17 protein-coding genes are annotated in these 16865 nt (G+C 58.6%); 3 read left to right on the top strand and 14 right to left on the bottom strand.

Annotated elements, in window-relative coordinates; translation table 11 throughout:
- Window positions 1-27 precede the first annotated feature (27 nt).
- The 9 genes from Q668_RS16565 to murJ all read right to left on the bottom strand — a co-directional run bounded on the left by Q668_RS16565 (window position 28) and on the right by murJ (window position 9671).
- Window positions 28-561 carry a PilX N-terminal domain-containing pilus assembly protein gene (locus Q668_RS16565; protein ID WP_022987766.1) on the bottom strand — a complete coding sequence of 178 codons (534 nt, stop codon included), beginning with the start codon at window positions 559-561 and terminating at the stop codon, window positions 28-30.
- Window positions 562-563: 2 nt separating this feature from the next.
- Entirely contained in the window at window positions 564-1577 is a 1014-nt protein-coding gene (locus Q668_RS01230; protein WP_022987765.1) for a PilW family protein, read from the bottom strand.
- Window positions 1577-1990 carry a prepilin-type N-terminal cleavage/methylation domain-containing protein gene (locus tag Q668_RS01225; protein WP_081697535.1) on the bottom strand — a complete coding sequence of 138 codons (414 nt, stop codon included), beginning with the start codon at window positions 1988-1990 and terminating at the stop codon, window positions 1577-1579. Before Q668_RS01225 ends, Q668_RS01230 begins: the two co-directional genes overlap by 1 nt.
- Window positions 1991-2204: 214 nt before the next feature.
- A complete protein-coding gene (ispH, locus tag Q668_RS01220; protein ID WP_022987763.1) occupies window positions 2205-3155 on the bottom strand; it encodes a 4-hydroxy-3-methylbut-2-enyl diphosphate reductase in 951 nt (316 codons plus the stop codon).
- A gap of 2 nt (window positions 3156-3157) precedes the next feature.
- Window positions 3158-3610 carry an FKBP-type peptidyl-prolyl cis-trans isomerase gene (gene fkpB / locus Q668_RS01215; protein WP_022987762.1) on the bottom strand — a complete coding sequence of 151 codons (453 nt, stop codon included), beginning with the start codon at window positions 3608-3610 and terminating at the stop codon, window positions 3158-3160.
- Between the two features lie 5 nt (window positions 3611-3615).
- On the bottom strand, window positions 3616-4140 hold the full coding sequence (lspA, locus tag Q668_RS01210; protein WP_036218826.1) for a signal peptidase II: 525 nt from the start codon (window positions 4138-4140) through the stop codon (window positions 3616-3618).
- Entirely contained in the window at window positions 4140-6959 is a 2820-nt protein-coding gene (gene ileS / locus Q668_RS01205) for an isoleucine--tRNA ligase (RefSeq protein WP_022987760.1), read from the bottom strand. Before ileS ends, lspA begins: the two co-directional genes overlap by 1 nt.
- Before the next feature lie 33 nt (window positions 6960-6992).
- A complete protein-coding gene (gene ribF / locus Q668_RS01200) occupies window positions 6993-7961 on the bottom strand; it encodes a bifunctional riboflavin kinase/FAD synthetase (protein WP_022987759.1) in 969 nt (322 codons plus the stop codon).
- Between the two features lie 120 nt (window positions 7962-8081).
- A complete protein-coding gene (gene murJ / locus Q668_RS01195) occupies window positions 8082-9671 on the bottom strand; it encodes a murein biosynthesis integral membrane protein MurJ (protein WP_081697538.1) in 1590 nt (529 codons plus the stop codon).
- 267 nt (window positions 9672-9938) lie between these two features.
- On the opposite strand from murJ, the gene rpsT reads away from it, so the two are divergent.
- Window positions 9939-10208 carry a 30S ribosomal protein S20 gene (gene rpsT / locus Q668_RS01190; RefSeq protein ID WP_022987757.1) on the top strand — a complete coding sequence of 90 codons (270 nt, stop codon included), beginning with the start codon at window positions 9939-9941 and terminating at the stop codon, window positions 10206-10208.
- Between the two features lie 75 nt (window positions 10209-10283).
- Here rpsT and proB read toward each other — a convergent pair whose 3' ends face one another.
- The 4 genes from proB to rplU form a co-directional block, all read right to left on the bottom strand.
- Window positions 10284-11408 (bottom strand): glutamate 5-kinase, encoded by a 1125-nt coding sequence (gene proB / locus Q668_RS01185; protein WP_022987756.1) that lies wholly within the window; start codon window positions 11406-11408, stop codon window positions 10284-10286.
- A 26-nt stretch (window positions 11409-11434) separates the two neighbouring features.
- On the bottom strand, window positions 11435-12628 hold the full coding sequence (cgtA, locus tag Q668_RS01180) for an Obg family GTPase CgtA (protein ID WP_022987755.1): 1194 nt from the start codon (window positions 12626-12628) through the stop codon (window positions 11435-11437).
- Window positions 12629-12764: 136 nt separating this feature from the next.
- The gene (gene rpmA / locus Q668_RS01175) at window positions 12765-13025 is read right to left on the bottom strand and encodes a 50S ribosomal protein L27 (protein WP_022987754.1); all 261 of its coding nucleotides are present in this window, start codon (window positions 13023-13025) and stop codon (window positions 12765-12767) included.
- Window positions 13026-13060: 35 nt separating this feature from the next.
- Window positions 13061-13372: a 50S ribosomal protein L21 gene (gene rplU / locus Q668_RS01170; RefSeq protein WP_022987753.1), complete on the bottom strand. Its 312-nt coding sequence runs from the start codon at window positions 13370-13372 to the stop codon at window positions 13061-13063.
- Between the two features lie 241 nt (window positions 13373-13613).
- Here rplU and ispB point away from each other — a divergent pair, with 241 nt between their 5' ends.
- On the top strand, window positions 13614-14582 hold the full coding sequence (gene ispB, locus Q668_RS01165; RefSeq protein WP_022987752.1) for an octaprenyl diphosphate synthase: 969 nt from the start codon (window positions 13614-13616) through the stop codon (window positions 14580-14582).
- A gap of 7 nt (window positions 14583-14589) precedes the next feature.
- Here the strand turns inward: ispB and Q668_RS01160 are convergent, their stop codons facing one another.
- Entirely contained in the window at window positions 14590-15576 is a 987-nt protein-coding gene (locus Q668_RS01160) for a glutathione S-transferase family protein (RefSeq protein WP_022987751.1), read from the bottom strand.
- A 303-nt stretch (window positions 15577-15879) separates the two neighbouring features.
- On the opposite strand from Q668_RS01160, the gene Q668_RS01155 reads away from it, so the two are divergent.
- Window positions 15880-16794, top strand: a complete 915-nt coding sequence (locus Q668_RS01155) for a LysR substrate-binding domain-containing protein (protein ID WP_022987750.1) — start codon at window positions 15880-15882, stop codon at window positions 16792-16794.
- Window positions 16795-16865 lie beyond the last annotated feature (71 nt).

The raw sequence follows: 16865 nt of genomic DNA, 5'->3' as shown, positions 1-16865 counted from the left end.
GCGTTCTTAATCTCCTGGGACGTTCAATCACATCTCTCTTGCGTAATAACTCTCTATCAGTCTTTGACCTTTCTCGTTTGCGCCAGCTGTCCACACCACAATCCGAAAGGCCTGTGCATTCACCTGCGGCCGGGTATGGCCGTACCCTTCAACCGCAAGACCAGTGACAGTATCTGTTCTGGTCAAGTCACCCACATGCTGAATGAAGTATTTCGGAGCAGTGCCGGAAACAGCTGTCGCGCTGCGCACGCCAACGCCGCTTTCCCAATCATGGGTTAAAGCCCCAGGCGCCGTGTCTGATGGGCCATACAGCCCATCCGTCCCGTCAAAAACGGCCAGCGTGTCGATACCGTCAAGGAACTTTTCGGCATCGTGCAAACCGGACTCAACAATCTCAATCGAGGTGATCCCACCAGCCATTCCAGCCACCATTCGTTGCTGCATAATGCTGCTCTGCATGGTGGAAGACGCCAGTAGCGTGAGAACAAGCAATAGCAACATGGAGAGAATCAACGCTGCTCCAGATTCGTGCCCACGGATCAACATCTTGTTGGTTTGCATCTTTAAATCCGGTTTCGTAATGCCGTTGTTGCGGTGTACACGCGATAAAGAAAGGTGTCATTCTCGCCGCTTGTTGTCTCCAGCGACGGGTCAGCCAGGCAATCCAGCCAACCTGGATAACAATAACTTTGATCGCCATCGGTCAGCCCCTGGATTCCGGAGCGGACTAAAAAGCTCATCCTGATAACAACGGCCTGATCAGCGTGATCCGGATCGCCTGGCGGAGACCAGACATCCACTCGCCCATCGCCATTGGCATCGCGCCCCAATTCAAACTGGAAGTCCCGAACGCCTTCCAACAGCGCAACAGGGTCAAGCAACACACCGTCCAACACCAATTCACGGCGCCCCGTTCTGGTGTTGTCTCTGAGGTAAAATATTTTTTGGTCGAGCAAATAAACCATCGCCCCCCGGGGATCGTCGTTATAGGAAGGAGTGATGGTCTTCGTGGCATTACCTGGCCCTTCACTGACATTGCCGGTGTTGTGAACCAGAACGCCATTGTTGCTGTTCACGTTGGTTACCTGAAACATGTGTCCCCGGTGACAATTGGTCACCACAACAATGTCGTTTTCAGCGAACCCACTCGCATCCTGTACTTTCAGGTTGGCTGCCGTGGGGCTCGGCTGCTGAGTCACGTTCACCCCACTTCCACTGGCAAGGCCACCGAGTATCAGCTGATCAGACTCATCCGGCCCTGTACCGTTCTCCCCATCCAGCCCCCGTAACAGCAAACCGAACTCTGACCCACTGCTATCATTCAGCAGGCTCGTGACACTGCCCTGTAATACCTCTTTTGATCCCTGGCACCCCCAGTAATCCGCGTTGCGAATTGCACGGGATAAAACTGACAGGGCCATGCGCCCGTTTTCCTGAGTGCGGGCACTGGCTGTCGCCACATCAAAGGTTTGCTTGTTGGCCAGAAAAATACGGGTAAGGCCCGCCACCAGAAGTAAAGACAGGGTCAGTGCAATCATCACCTCTACTAACGTAAAACCACGATGAATGATCCGCATCACTCACCTAGCCTCGCGGTTACGGTAAAGGTTTGCTCTTCGACATCGTTGTGGAGTTGTCTTTCCGGCCACGTGATCGAAATAACGGCCGAAGAAACAGCGGCACCTGTATTAAAAACAACCTCGCCCTTGGCAGAAGGAATATCGTGAGCCAATTGCTGCTCCCAGGCCTGCAGGTCGTCAGCGCCAAGCGGCCTGCTGTTATTGGCACGAATCAGATCAGCCATGGACTGAGCATGAAAGGCGACCTGAGACCTCAGATGTGTGTTGTTGATCTGTTTGAGGGCCAGGTACTGCATGCTGATCACACCCATCAGGCCAATCAGCAAGATAAGAAGGGAAACCACCACTTCAATCATGGTGAAGCCAAGCTGCGAATTCCGGCAGCCTGGACTTTTGAGAGGTAAGCACATCCTTGCGCTCCTTTTTTTCCTATATTTTTATTACAAGCAGCCAGCTAGAGCGGCTGACGCGGCAATTTGACCTTAATAGTATCAACCAGCTCTTATATTGGTTAAAAGCGGCTTCATGCGTAAGTTTCATAACTCAAAAGCTTGCAAAAATCAACTAACGAGATCTTTAGCGAAAGAATACAGTGAAGAGTAGACGACACCAGGCTAAGTGTCGCTAAACCTCGACGGCATCAATCCGCAGTTCGCGGGGCATGGAGAACACAATATTCTCCTCTCGCCCTGCCACTTCATGGGGCTCTTCGCCGCCTAGTTCTTTCAGGCGGTTAATCACTTCGGCAACCAGCACTTCCGGGGCTGAAGCTCCGGCGGTCACGCCAATGGCAAACTTGTCTTCAAGCCATTGCGGGTCAATCTGCGAGGCTTCGTCTATCAGGTAGGCCGGGGTGCCCATGCGCTCTGCCAGTTCCCGCAGGCGGTTGGAGTTGGAGCTGTTGGGGGAGCCCACCACCAGCATGATGTCGCAGTCGCCGGCCAGTTGTTTTACGGCATCCTGCCGGTTCTGGGTGGCGTAGCAGATGTCGTCTTTGCGGGGGCCTTCGATTTGCGGAAACTTGGCGCGCAGGGCGTCGATTACCCGGGCGGTGTCGTCCATAGACAGCGTGGTCTGGGTAACGAAGGACAGCCTGCTGGGATCTTTCACGTCCAGCTTTTGTACGTCGGCTTCGTCTTCCACCAGGTAGATGTCGCCGCCGTTGCTATGGTCGTACTGGCCCATGGTGCCTTCCACTTCCGGGTGGCCATGGTGGCCGATGAGGATGCACTCGCGGCCATCGCGGCTGTAGCGCATGACTTCCATGTGCACTTTGGTGACCAGCGGGCAGGTGGCGTCGAACACTTTCAGGCCGCGGCGGGCGGCTTCGTTCTGTACCGCCTGGGAGACGCCGTGGGCGCTGAAGATCACCAGTTTGTCATCCGGCACTTCGTCCAACTCGTCTACAAAGATGGCGCCGCGCTCCCGCAGGTTGCTCACCACAAACTTGTTGTGGACCACTTCGTGGCGCACGTAGATGGGCGCCCCGAACACGTCCAGTGCGCGGTTTACGATTTCTATGGCGCGGTCTACACCGGCACAGAAGCCACGGGGGTTAGCGAGTCGGATTTGCATAGTCAGTGTGTCGGCCCTGCTGGTTCAACGTCGATAATCTGCACTTCAAACTGCAGTGTATGCCCTGCCAGCGGGTGATTAAAGTCCACATCCACCTGATCACCTTCCACCCGTTTAACCACACCGGGCAGTTCCTGCTGGCGCGCGTCGGCGAAGGAGACCACTACGCCGGGCTCCAGCACCATGTCGGCGCTGAATTCATGGCGCTTGAAGGTCTGCACGTTGCTGGGGTTGTGCTGGCCGAAGGCTTTTTCCGGCGGTACTTCAAAGGTTTTGTGGTCGCCGGCTTTCAGGCCCATCAGGTAGGCTTCAAAGTTTTCCGGCAGGTTTTCGTCGCCGATTTCCAGGGTAGCCGGTTCTTTGTCGAAGGTGGTGTCCACGGTTTCGCCGTCTTCAAACTTGAGGGCGAAGTGCAGTTTTACGCGGGTTCCCTTGTCGATGGGCAGTTCTTTCATGGCAATCAGTTGCTCCTGTCGGCATTGCCGCTGTCGTCAGCGGGTTTGCGGAATGCGTCGATGATCATCATGGCAGCGCCGATGGTGATGGCAGTGTCGGCCAGGTTGAAGGCCGGGAAGTGCCAGTCCTGCCAGTAGAAATGCAGGAAATCCACCACGTAGCCATGCACCACCCGGTCGTATACGTTGCCAATGGCGCCACCGAGGATCAATACGATGGCGATGGCAGTCCAGGTTTCATGGGCTTTGAGTTTTCTCAGCCAGCCTGTCAGCACCACGCTGACCACAACAGCCAGAGTCACGAAGAACCAGCGCTGCCAGCCGGCGGCGTCTGCCAGGAAGCTGAACGCGGCGCCGGTGTTGTGCAGCAGGGTCAGGTTGAAGCTGGGCAGCACCGGTACCGGGTTACCGTAGGTGAGCATGGCGGTGGCCATGGCCTTGGTACCCAGGTCGATGGCGACCACCAGTACTGCCAGCCACAGCCACTTCAGTTTGCTGCCTGCCCTGCCCTCAGTCATGACAGCGTCCATCAGGCGTAGGCGCGGGTTTCGCCCGGGCCTTCCACGTTGGTTACGCAGCGGCCACACAGGTCACTGTACTGCTCGTTCTGGCCCACGTCTTCACGGTGATGCCAGCAGCGCTCGCACTTGGCGTGGGAAGCCGGGGTTACTTTCACCAGCAGGCCTTCCACGTTGGTTTGCTCCACGCCGGCCGCATCGCTCACCGGCTTTACGGTGGCTTCGGAGGTGATCAGCACAAAGCGCAGCTCTTCACCCAGGTGGTTCAGGCGCTCGGCCAGGCTATCTTCGCAGTACAGGGTCACCTCAGCACTCAGCGAGCCCTTGATTTCACCGCGGGCCCGAACGTCTTCCAGGCACTTGTTCACCGCTTCTTTCACGGCGTAGATTTCACGCCAGTAGTCACGGCCCAGCTCGAAGTCTGCCGGCAGTGCCGTCAGGCCTTCGTACCAGGTTTCGTAGAATACGGTGTCGCCACGTTTGCCCGGCAGGTGCTGCCAGATTTCGTCGGCGGTGAAGCTGAGGATCGGGGCAATCCAGCGTACCAGGGCTTCCGCCACATGGTACAGGGCGGTCTGGCAGGAGCGACGCGCCAGGCTGTCGGCCTGGGTGGTGTACTGGCGGTCTTTGATGATGTCCAGATAGAAACCGCCCAGAGTGGCTTCGCAGAAGTTGTACACCTTCTGGTAAATCCGCAGGAAGGCATAGTTGCCGTAGTCTTCGTGCAGTTCGTTCTGCAGCTGCAGGGCACGGTCCACCATCCAGCGGTCCAGGGCGATCATGTCTTCCGGCGCTACCATGTGCTGTTCCGGATCAAACCCGGTCAGGTTGCTGAGCAGGAAGCGGGCGGTGTTACGGATACGGCGGTAACCGTCTGCCGTCTGGCGCAGGATGTCCTTGGATACAGTCATCTCGCCGCTGTAGTCGGTGGCGGATACCCACAAGCGCAGGATGTCGGCACCCAGTTCGTTCATCACTTCCTGGGGGGCGATCACGTTGCCCATGGATTTGGACATCTTGTGGCCCTTGCCGTCCACGGTGAAGCCGTGGGTCAGCACCTGCTTGTACGGGGCCACGCCGTTCATGGCGATGGAGGTTTTCAGGGATGACTGGAACCAGCCACGATGCTGGTCGGAGCCTTCCAGGTACATATCGGCCGGGAACTGGCCCAGTTCTTCGCGTACCCGGAGTACGGAGTCGTGGGTGACGCCGGAATCAAACCATACGTCCAGGGTATCCAGCACTTTTTCGTACTGGTCGGCGTCTGCGCCCAGCAGTTCGTTCTGGTCGATGTCGTACCAGGCGTCGATGCCGCCGGTTTCCACCGCCTCGGCCACTTTCTCGATCAGCGCCTGAGTGTTCGGGTGCAGCTCCTGGGTTTCCTTGTGAATAAACAGGGTGATCGGCACACCCCAGGTGCGCTGGCGGGAGATACACCAGTCCGGGCTCTGCTCGAACATGGCTTCAATACGGTTCTGGCCCCAGCCCGGAACCCAGCGGATGCCCTTGATGGCTTCCAGGGCATCGGCGCGCAGGTTGAGCTTGTCCATGCTGATGAACCACTGGGGGGTGGCCCGGTAGATCAGCGGGGTCTTGGTACGCCAGCAGTGCGGGTAGCTGTGGCGGAATTTCTCGGCCCGCACCAGCTTGCCTTCACGCTCCAGGGCGGCACAAACCGGCTCGTCGGCCTTGTACACGTGCACACCGGCAAACTCGCCGGCCGCTTCGGTGTAGGTGCCGTCGGCTTTTACCAGGTTGATGGTTCCAATGCCGTAGGCCTTGCCTACTTCAAAGTCTTCCATACCATGGTCCGGCGCGGTGTGTACGGCACCGGTACCGGCATCCAGGGATACATGATCACCCAGCAGCACCGGCACCTGCTTGTCGTACACCGGGTGGTGCAGCAGCTGGTTTTCCAGGGCAGAACCGGCCACGTTGGCCAGCACTTTGTAGTCTTCCACGCCCCAGCGAGCCATGATGCCCTGCACCATGTCGGTGGCCAGGATCATGCGCTCGGCGCCGTGGCCCACATCTACCTGTACCAGTGCGTATTCGATATCGGCACCGATGGACACCGCCTGGTTGGCGGGGATGGTCCAGGGGGTGGTGGTCCAGATCACCAGGGAGACATCGCCCTCGCCTTCGCTGGTTCCGAAGGTGTTCAGCACGGCGTCCTGGTCGACGGCGGTAAAACGCACGTCGATCTGGGTAGAGGTTTTGTCCTGGTATTCAACTTCGGCTTCTGCCAGTGCGGACTGACCAACCACACTCCAGTAAACCGGCTTGAATCCACGCACCAGGTGGCCCTTGGCCACGATCTTGCCCAGCGCCCGCACGATGCCCGCTTCTACTTTCGGGTCCATGGTCAGGTAGGGCTTGTCCCACTCACCCATCACGCCCAGGCGGATAAAGTCGGCTTTCTGGCCTTCGATCTGCTTGGTGGCGTAATCGCGACAGGCCTGGCGGAAGGTTTTGTAGTCCACCTTCACACCGGCTTTGCCGATTTCCTGCTCTACCTTGTGCTCGATCGGCAGGCCGTGGCAATCCCAGCCGGGCACGTAGGGTGCGTCAAAGCCCATAAAGCTGCGGGATTTCACGATCATGTCTTTCAGGATCTTGTTGACCGCATGCCCGATGTGAATGCTGCCGTTGGCGTAGGGAGGGCCATCGTGCAGGATGAACTTTTCCCGGCCTTCGCGCTGCTTGCGCAGGTTGCCGTACACGTTCAGATCCTGCCAGTGCTTGAGCATGTCCGGCTCGCGCTTGGCCAGGTTACCGCGCATGGGAAACGCGGTTTCCGGCAGATTCAGGGTATGCTTGTAGTCGCTCATGTCTTTGTGCGTACTCTTGGTTGGTCAGTTGAATCAGGTTTCCGACGTGGCGGGGTTATCCGCCAGCCAGGCCCGGGCATTGTCAAAATCCCGGGCGATCTGTTGGCGGAGTTCGTCAACAGAGTCGAATTTCACTTCGTCCCGCAGGCCATGGCGGAACACGACTTCCAGGTGCTGGCCATAAAGTGTGCCAGCAAAGTCAAACAGGTGCACTTCCAGCGACGGACGTTTGCCGTCGACCGTGGGGCGCAGGCCGATGTTGGCTACGCCGTCGCACCATTCGCCGGTTTCCAGACGGGCCCGCACCACGTAAACGCCCCGCAGTGCCGGCATCTGGTTCAGCAAAATATTGGCGGTGGGCGCGTTGAGTTGCCGGCCCAACTGGCGGCCATAAACAATGCGGCCATGGATGCGGTAAGGGTGCCCAAGCAGGCGCTCGGCCTCTTCCAGGCCATTCACATTCAGGGCATTGCGCACCCGGGTACTGCTGACACGCTCGCCATCAACGGTCACTGTACGGGTGTTCTCCACCGTAAAGCCCCGCTCCTGCCCCACGCTTTGCAGCAGTTTAAAATCGCCGGCTCGGTCGCAACCGAAGCGGAAGTCGTCACCCACCACCAGGTGACGAACACCCAGGCCGCTGACCAGTACATCTTCAATAAAGCCCATACCGGAATAGCTGCGGAAGGTTTCATCAAAGCGGATGCACAGCACCATGTCCACGCCTTCGGCCAGCAGGGCCTCGAATTTCTGGCGGAACGGCATCAGCCGGGGTGGTGCCTCGGCACCCTGAAAGAATTCCCGGGGCTGCGGCTCGAAAATCATCACCGCCGCAGGCACGCCCAGCTGAGAAGCTTTCTGTTTGACCTGATCAATAATGGTTTTATGGCCCAGATGCACGCCATCGAAGTTGCCGATGGTGGCCACGCAGCCGCCGGCCAGCGGGGAACCCGCTTGCCCGGACAGGCGCTTAAGATTGGTCAGGCCTCGAATCAGACGCATGTACTGCGAACCTTAACTTGCCAGCTGGCTTTTTGGCGCACCGGCCCGAGAGGCGATACGCTGGTGAGAAAACGCGCGATTATACCCCATGCAGGGGTATGGTAGAAATCTTGCGGCAGCTTACTTCTGGCGGAATTGGCGAACCCGCACGCCCGCCAGCGCCAGCGCCACGAAATAGGCCCCAACTCCGGCCACCACCAGAATACCCATATCGGTTGCCCGCTGCAGGCCGCTGGCCGCCAGCCAGTCGGCTACCGGCACATTCAGCCAGAGCACCACCGCAGCCAGGGCGGCATTGGCCACGGCCAGCTGCATCAGGAACTTCGGCCAGCCGGGCTGGCTTTTCCAAGCGCCTTCCTTACGCAGCCCACGCCAGAGCAGATAACCATTCAACCAGGCCGACATGGATGTAGCCAGCGCCAGCCCGGCATGGGCCAGGGGCACAATTAACGCCAGGTTGAACGCCATATTGGCCACCATGGCGATCACCCCGATCTTGACCGGGGTTTTGGTGTCTTCCCGGGAGAAAAAGCCCGGCGCCAGCACCTTGATCAGCATGAAGGCCAGCAAGCCGGCGGAATAAGCCCGCAAACTCTGGGCCGACATAGCCACATCCCGGTCGGTCACCTCGCCGTAATGGAACAGGGTGGCAATCAACGGCTCCGCCAGCAGGGCCAGTGCCACGGCCGCCGGAAGGCCGATCAGCAGAACGGCCCGCACGGCCCAGTCGAGGGTTGCAGCAAACTGGTCTTCCGAAGCCGCCGCGTGCTTGCGGGACAAACTGGGCAGAATGACCGTAGCGATGGCAATACCGAACACACCCAGCGGCAGCTCAGACAACCGGTCTGAGTAATACAGCCAGGACACGCTGCCGGTTTGCAGGAACGACGCCAGCACCGTGTCCAGCAACAGGTTGATCTGGCTGACCGACACGCCGAACAACGCCGGGGCCATCAACTTGAGAATCCGGCTGACACCCTCGTGTTTGTAGTCCACCCGGGGCCTTGGCAGCAGGCCCAGGCGCATCAGGAACGGCAACTGGAAAAACAGCTGCAGGGCACCGGCGATGAAGACACCCCAGGCCAGCGCCATTACCGGCTCATTCATTACCGGAGTCAGGAAAATGGCGGCGGCGATCATAGCCAGGTTCAGCAACACCGGGGTAAACGCAGGTACCGCGAACCGGTCGTAACTGTTCAGGATGCCGCCGGCAAAGGCGGTCAGTGAAATCAGCAACAGGTACGGAAAGGTAATACGCAGCATGTCGCTGGTCAGGGCGAATTTGACGTCATCATCCAGGAACCCCGGGGCAAACACCGCCGTCAGTACCGGCGCACCAAGCATGGCCACCAGCGTAACCGCCAGCAAGACCAGCCCGAGGGAGCCGGCCACTGCATCCACCAGGCGCTTCACTTCGGAGATATCCTGGTTTTCCCGGTAAGACGACAACACCGGTACAAAGGCCTGGGAAAACGCCCCTTCGGCGAACAGGCGGCGCAGGAAGTTGGGAATCTTGAACGCCACGAAGAAAGCATCGGCCCCGGCACCCGCCCCGAAATAGCGGGCAATCACCATATCCCGCACCAGCCCCAGCACCCGGGACAGCATGGTCATGATGCCGACCACGCCGGATGAGCGCAGTAATCCCGGCGCTTTCGGGGGTTCCTTAACGGCAGGCTGTTGTTCTGTTGGTCGGGGTTCCGAAGACATGGTTTGAGCGTCCAGAATACCGGCTTCGGGCCGGGGTGGCGTTTCGGTAATCCACAAGGCGGGGCTTGTTGCGGGCCCGGGCCCCGTGAGACGATGCGGGAGTGTACCACAGGCCTCCGGAGCAGAGGGATTACCGGCGGCTTCGGCCTTGACATTTCGGGCGTTCAGCGGCATAGTTCCGCGTCATTTATTTCGACGCGCTGGTTTTGGCGCGCCCGCGATCTAAACATATTCGATTTTTTAGCAACGAATTTCAGGAGTTTTACGGTGGCAAATTCCCCGCAAGCCAAAAAGCGCGCTCGTCAGAACGAGAAAAACCGCAAGCACAACGCCAGCCTGCGTTCCATGGCACGTACTTACATGAAGAAAGTAGACGCCCAGATCAAAGCTGGCGACTACGAAGGTGCCCAGGCCGCCCTGAAGCAGGCCCAGCCTGTTCTGGACAGCATGGTTAACAAAGGCATCTTCGCCAAGAACAAGGTAGCTCGTCATAAGAGCCGCCTGAACGCCAAGATCAAGGCTCTGAAAGCTGCCTGATCCTTGCGCTCATAAAAAAACCGGCTTCGTGCCGGTTTTTTTGTGCCTGAAATCCGGCTGAAGCGCCGGAAAAGCCTAGACCACTACCAGGTTATCCCGGTGAATCATTTCCTCATCGGAAATATAGCCCAGCACCTCTGCAATGCGATCACTTGAGCGACCGGCGATTGCCCGGGCCTCGTCGGCATCGTAGTTCACCAGCCCCCGGGCAATTTCTTTACCGCTCAGATCTGTGCAGGATACCATCTCGCCCCGGCGAAACTGGCCGGTGACCGCCTTCACACCCACCGGCAACAGGCTTCTGCCGCCCTGACGCAGCACTTTTACCGCACCGTCATCCAGGGTCAGCTTGCCACGGGTTTGCAGGTGGCTGGCAATCCACTGTTTGCGGGCGGCCATTCTGCCCTGCTCCGGCAGCAACAGGGTGCCGATCACATCGCCCTGGCGCAGCCGGGCAATGGCGTGCTCGATGCGACCACCCACAATCACGGTAAAGGCACCGGAGCGGGCGGCCAGCCGTGCTGCCCGAAGCTTGGTAAGCATGCCACCGCGCCCAAGGGCACCGGCACCGCCTCCGGCCATGGCATCCAGGTCCCGGTCTTCGGCCTTGCGTTCGGTGACCAGTTCGGCGTCTTCGTGCTTGCGGGGGTCTTTATTGAACAGCCCCAGCTGGTCGGTGAGGATGATCAGGCCATCGGCCTCGATCAGGTTAGCCACCAGCGCGCCCAGAGTGTCGTTGTCACCGAAACGAATTTCGTCGGTGACCACCGTGTCGTTTTCGTTCACGATCGGCACCACGCCGTAATCCAGCAGGGTGCGCAGGGTGCTGCGGCCGTTCAGGTAGCGTTTGCGGTCGGAAAGGTCGTCGTGGGTGAGCAAAATCTGGGCGGTGTGAATGTCGTGGCGCTTGAACTGGGCTTCCCAGGTTTGCACCAGGCCCATCTGGCCGACCGCCGCCGCAGCCTGCAATTCGTGCAGATGTTGGGGCCGGGTTTGCCAGCCCAGACGGCTCATGCCTTCAGCGACTGAACCGGAAGACACCACCACCACTTCGACACCTTCGCCGATCAGTTCGGCGATCTGGTCTACCCACAGCCCCAGGGCTGCCACATCCAGCCCTTTTCCGTCGTTGGTAAGCAAGGCACTGCCGATCTTGATAACCAGGCGACGGGCCTTTCGGAGCTGGAGGCGTTCACTCATGGTAGCGGTACTGTCTCTTCAGATTGTTACTCGGGGGCGTAGACCACTTCAACGTCGTAATCGTCGTCGTCAAAGTCGTCATCTTCATCGTCTTCACGGGCGGCGCGGCGGGCCTTGCGATCTTCCTCGATCTTGGCACGGGCTTCTTCGTCCATTCGGCGACGACGGGCCGCTTCCTGCTCTGCGAAGTCCGGGTTCTCGGCTTCGGCTTCCGCCTGTTCTTCAATCCAGCGCATGACTGCCTGAACCAGGGGCTTGGTACCTTCACCGGTCAACGCAGAAACCCGGAACACCGGGCCATCCCAGCCAAGCTCGTCCACAATAGCCTGGCAGTGCGCCTCGCGGTCCTCTTCCGGCACCATGTCCACTTTGTTCAGCACCAGCCAGCGCGGGCGGCTGGCCAGGGTTTCACTGAACTTTTCCAGTTCGTGGGCGATAGCCTTTACCGCTTCAACCGGGGAGGAGCCGTCATAGGGCGCCACATCCACCAGGTGCAACAGCAAGCGGGTACGCACCAGGTGTTTCAGGAATCGGATACCCAGGCCGGCACCTTCAGCGGCACCTTCAATCAGGCCGGGAATATCGGCAATCACGAAGCTCTGGTGCGCCTGCACACTGACCACGCCCAGATTGGGAACCAGCGTGGTGAACGGATAATCCGCCACTTTCGGACGGGCCGCGGAAACAGAGCGGATAAAGGTGGACTTACCGGCATTGGGCAAACCCAGCAAGCCAACATCCGCCAGCACTTTCAGCTCCAGGCGCAGGTTACGCAATTCGCCTTCAGAGCCCTTGGAGGTCTGGCGCGGCGCGCGGTTAACCGATGACTTGAAGCGGGTATTGCCCAGGCCGTGAAAACCACCCTGTGCCACTTTCAGTCGCTGGCCTTCCTTGGTGAGGTCACCCAGAACTTCGTGGGTGTCCATATCCACCACGGTGGTACCAACCGGTACCGGCAACACCAGGTCTTCGCCCTTGGTGCCGGTGCAGTTGCGGCCGGAGCCGGGCTCGCCGTTCTGGGCCTTGTGTTTGCGCTGGAAGCGGTAATCGATCAGCGTGTTCAGGCCGCTGTCTGCTTCCAGATAGACGGAACCGCCATCCCCGCCGTCGCCGCCGTCCGGGCCGCCTTTCGGCACGTATTTTTCCCGCCTGAAACTCAGGCAGCCATGACCGCCCTTGCCGGCTTCAACAATGATGGTGGCTTCGTCTACAAATTTCATACGCCAAATGCCTTTGCATAAACTAAAAAGCCCCGCAGCCTCAAGGAAGCTTTGCGGGGCTCCGGATTCACCTGAGGGCTGATCAGATCAGCATATCAGGCAAACCCAAGGTTCGACAGAACCGGATCGCCGCTGCTTACGCAGCCGGAACGATGCTTACGAACTTGCGGTTCTGCGGGCCTTTGGTTTCGAACTTCACCTGACCTTCCGCTTTCGCGAACAGGGTGTGGTCCTTGCCAATGCCTACGTTGCTGCCAGCGTGGAAACGAGTGCCACGCTGACGGATGATGATGCTGCCTGCAGTTACAGTCTCGCCGCCGTAGCGCTTGACACCAAGTCGTTTAGACTCGGAATCGCGACCGTTACGGGTACTACCTGCTGCCTTTTTATGAGCCATTACCAGCCTCCTTCATTAAGGGGTTATTCGAGGGCTTAGCCCTGGATACCCGTGATCTTTACTTCAGTAAACCACTGACGGTGGCCCTGACGCTTCATGTGATGCTTACGACGACGGAACTTGATGATGTTGATCTTGTCGTGACGACCGTGGCTAACCACTTCAGCGGTAACCTTGGCGCCTTCAACTACCGGAGCGCCAACTTTTACGTCGTCGCCGCTGGCAACCAGAAGAACACGATCGAACTCAACAGAGCCGCCGGTTTCAACTTCCAGCTTTTCCAGCTTCAGAGTTTCGCCTTCCTTTACACGGTGCTGCTTACCACCGCTAACAATAACTGCGTACATTCATAGTCTCCGCGATTGACCCATCCCTGCTCTTATCCACCTGGTTCTAAGGGAAGCGCTCTGGCGACCCTATTGCAGGGAGCGCAGGTTGGGATGAGTTGGGCGCGTGATTGTACGAAAAGCCGCCGGGCAATACAAGCCGGATTCCGGTTCAAGTTGACACTGTAGGCAGCAATACCTAGCATTGCCGCGACCTGCCCGAAAACTCAACGAAAACACCAGCAAGGGACGTTTCAGCCCGATGACAGCCCAGCGTATCCATGACACCGTGGCGGATGACTTCAGCCGCGTTAATGACCTGATTATCAAGCGGCTTGCCTCGGATGTCCCGATGGTGGAAAAAATCGCCCACTATATTATCGAGAGTGGCGGTAAGCGCCTGAGACCCTTACTGGTTTTGCTGTCCAGCCGGGCCGCGGGCTACGGCCAGGACGACCACCTGAAGCTGGCAGCGGTCATCGAATTCCTGCACACCGCCACCCTGCTGCACGACGATGTGGTGGACACCTCGGACATGCGCCGGGGCCGCAGCACCGCCAACGCCAAGTGGGGCAACGCCCCGAGCGTGCTGGTAGGTGATTTCCTGTATGCCCGGGCCTTCGAGATGATGGTGGAGCTGGAAAGCCTGCCGATCATGAACGTGCTGTCCCACGCCACGGCGGTGATTGCCGAGGGCGAGGTGATGCAGCTGATGAACGTGAAGAACCCGGACCTCACCGAAGAGCAGTACATGGTGGTTATCCATAACAAGACGGCCATGCTGTTCGAAGCATCTTCCCACACCGGCGCACTGCTGGCCGGAGCGGACCCGGAACAGGAAGCCGCCCTGAAAGACTACGGCAAGCACCTGGGCCTGGCATTCCAGCTGGTGGACGACGTACTGGATTACCTGGGCGATGCCGAAGCCATGGGCAAGAACGTGGGCGATGACCTGGCCGAAGGCAAGACCACCCTGCCACTGATTTACGCCATGGCCAACGGCAGCGACGAAGAGCGACAGCTGATTCGCCAGGCTATTCGCAAGGGTGGGCTGGATGACCTGCCGAAGGTTCTGGACATCGTGAAGGCCTCCGGCGCCATTGAATACACCATGGCGAAAGCAAAAGAACAGGCGCAGATCGCGAAAGACCTGCTGGCCTGCCTGCCGGAGTCCGAGCACCGGCAATCACTGGAGCTGCTGACCGAAGTGGCGGTGGCCCGGGTCAGCTGAGTCTCTATCAGCCGAGGTGCCCTCGCCCGTGAGGCGCATCAAAATCCAGCTCCGGCCCCACCGGCACGATCTGGGTGGGGTTGATGGTGCGCTGGCTCACGTAGTAGTGCTGCTTGATCTGGCGAATATCCACCGTCTCTGCCACGCCCGGCACCTGATACAGCTCCCGCAAATAACCGGACAGGTTCGGATAATCCCGGATCTGCTGGCGATTGCATTTGAAGTGGCTGTAATACACCACATCAAACCGTATCAGCGTGGTGAACAAGCGCCAGTCGGCTTCGGTGATCTGGCTGCCAGTGACATAGCGCTGGCTCTCCAGTTTCGCTTCCAGCCAGTCCAGTGATTCAAACAGCGCCTTGTAGGCCTCTTCGTATTTGTCCTGGGCGGTGGCAAAACCGGCCTTGTATACGCCGTTGTTGACTGTGTCGTATACCCGCTCGTTTACTGCCTCGATTTCACTGCGCAGACTTTCCGGGTACAGGTCCAGATCCGCGTTTACGCCATCCAGTTCATTAAACGCCGAATTGAACATGCGAATGATATCAGCGGATTCATTGCTGACGATGGTTTCCTGCTGCTTGTCCCACAATACAGGAACGGTTACCCGCCCTGAATAATCCGCCGCCGCGCGGGTGTATACCTGATGCATGAACTCTGAGTTGTACAGATGGTCCTGATGCTCCGCATCCCCGGGCCGGAACTCCCAGCCGTTCTCGACCATATCCGGGTGTACCACAGACACACCGATGTGCGGCTCCAGGCCCTTGAGTTTGCGGAAGATCAAGGTCCGGTGCGCCCAGGGGCAGGCCATGGATACGTACAGGTGATAACGGCCGCTTTCCGCCGCGAAACCGCCCTCACCCGCAGGCCCGGCGGAGCCGTCTGGTGTTACCCAGTTACGGAAGCGGGCGGCTTCACGCTCAAACTTGCCGCCGGTTTTGTCGGTGTCGTACCACTGGTCGTGCCATTTACCATCTACTAGTAAGCCCATGTGGGACTCCTTGTTTTTGGCCACGGAATCCACGGAAGGACACGGAAAAAAGAAAAATGATTTGCCACGAAATCCACTAAAGAACACGAAATTAAAGACAAAGATATTTTAGGTTTTTAGTCAGTAATCTTTGTTCGTGTTTTTTCGTGGATTTCGTGGCAAAAAAATCTTTAGGTCTTTATTTTTCCGTGTCCTTCCGTGGATTCCGTGGCAAAGAATTTTTACAACCTGACGACAGACTAACCCCTGCCCTGCTACGCTGATAGCAAGCATTTCTGGCAAACACTTTCAGATAATTCGAACATGCATACAGCCATCACCATAGACGCACTTAAAGTACTGGACGCCATTGACCGCAAGGGCAGTTTTGCCGGGGCGGCGGGGGAGTTGTTCCGGGTGCCTTCGGCCATCAGTTACACGGTTCAGAAGCTCGAAGAAGATCTCAACGTCAGTATCTTTGACCGTAGCGGCCACAAAGCCGTGCTGACTCCGGCAGGGCGTTACCTGCTGGAGGAAGGACGGTCTTTGCTTGAGGCGGCGGAGAACCTGGCCCACTCCACCCGCCAGGTGGCGGAAGGCTGGGAAACGCGGTTGCGGATCGGGTTTAACTCGCTGATGCCGGCAGACTGCCTGCTTCCCGCCATTGAGGCGTTTTACCAGCTCGGGGTGCCGGTGGATGTGCAGATTGTGGAAGAGGTTTTCGCCGGTGCCTGGGATGCCCTGCAAAGCCGGCGCGTGGATATGATTGTGGGTGCAGACCAGCTCAGCAAGCCGGCCGGCAGTTTTACTACCAAGGCGCTGGGCGAGGTGCCGTTTGTGTTTGCGGTGGCCGCCAACCATCCGCTGGCAAACGCGAAAGAGCCTCTGGCGGAGGCGGATATTGCACCCTATCCGGCCGCCGTTGCGGCGGATACTTCCCGCTCACTACCACCCGGCCATGCGGGTATTTTCCGCAGGCAGCGAACGCTTACGGTCAGTAATATTGATCAGAAAATTGCCGTTCAGGAGGCCGGGCTCGGCGTTGGCTGGCTGCCAGTACCCCGCATCCGGGAGCAGCTCGCCCGTGGTTCTCTGGTTGCCAGGGAAGTGCACGAACCAAGGCCGGCCATTGCCATCCACCTGGCTCGGCACAGCGAAGACAAGGGCAAGGCCCTGATGTGGTTCTGGGATTACCTGGGCAATGACAACGGCATCCAGAACTGGCTTCAGCCGGAATAAATACCGGGCAGCCAGGCCAACCGGCAGCCCGGGTGTTTGCGATATACTCGGCCACCCGTATCGTTAAAAGT

It is taken from the genome of Marinobacter sp. ES-1 (genome assembly GCF_000475255.1).
Lineage (GTDB): Bacteria > Pseudomonadota > Gammaproteobacteria > Pseudomonadales > Oleiphilaceae > Marinobacter > Marinobacter vinifirmus.
Note: the sequence above shows the minus strand (reverse complement) of the source record. Positions and strands in the feature narration are given on the sequence as shown.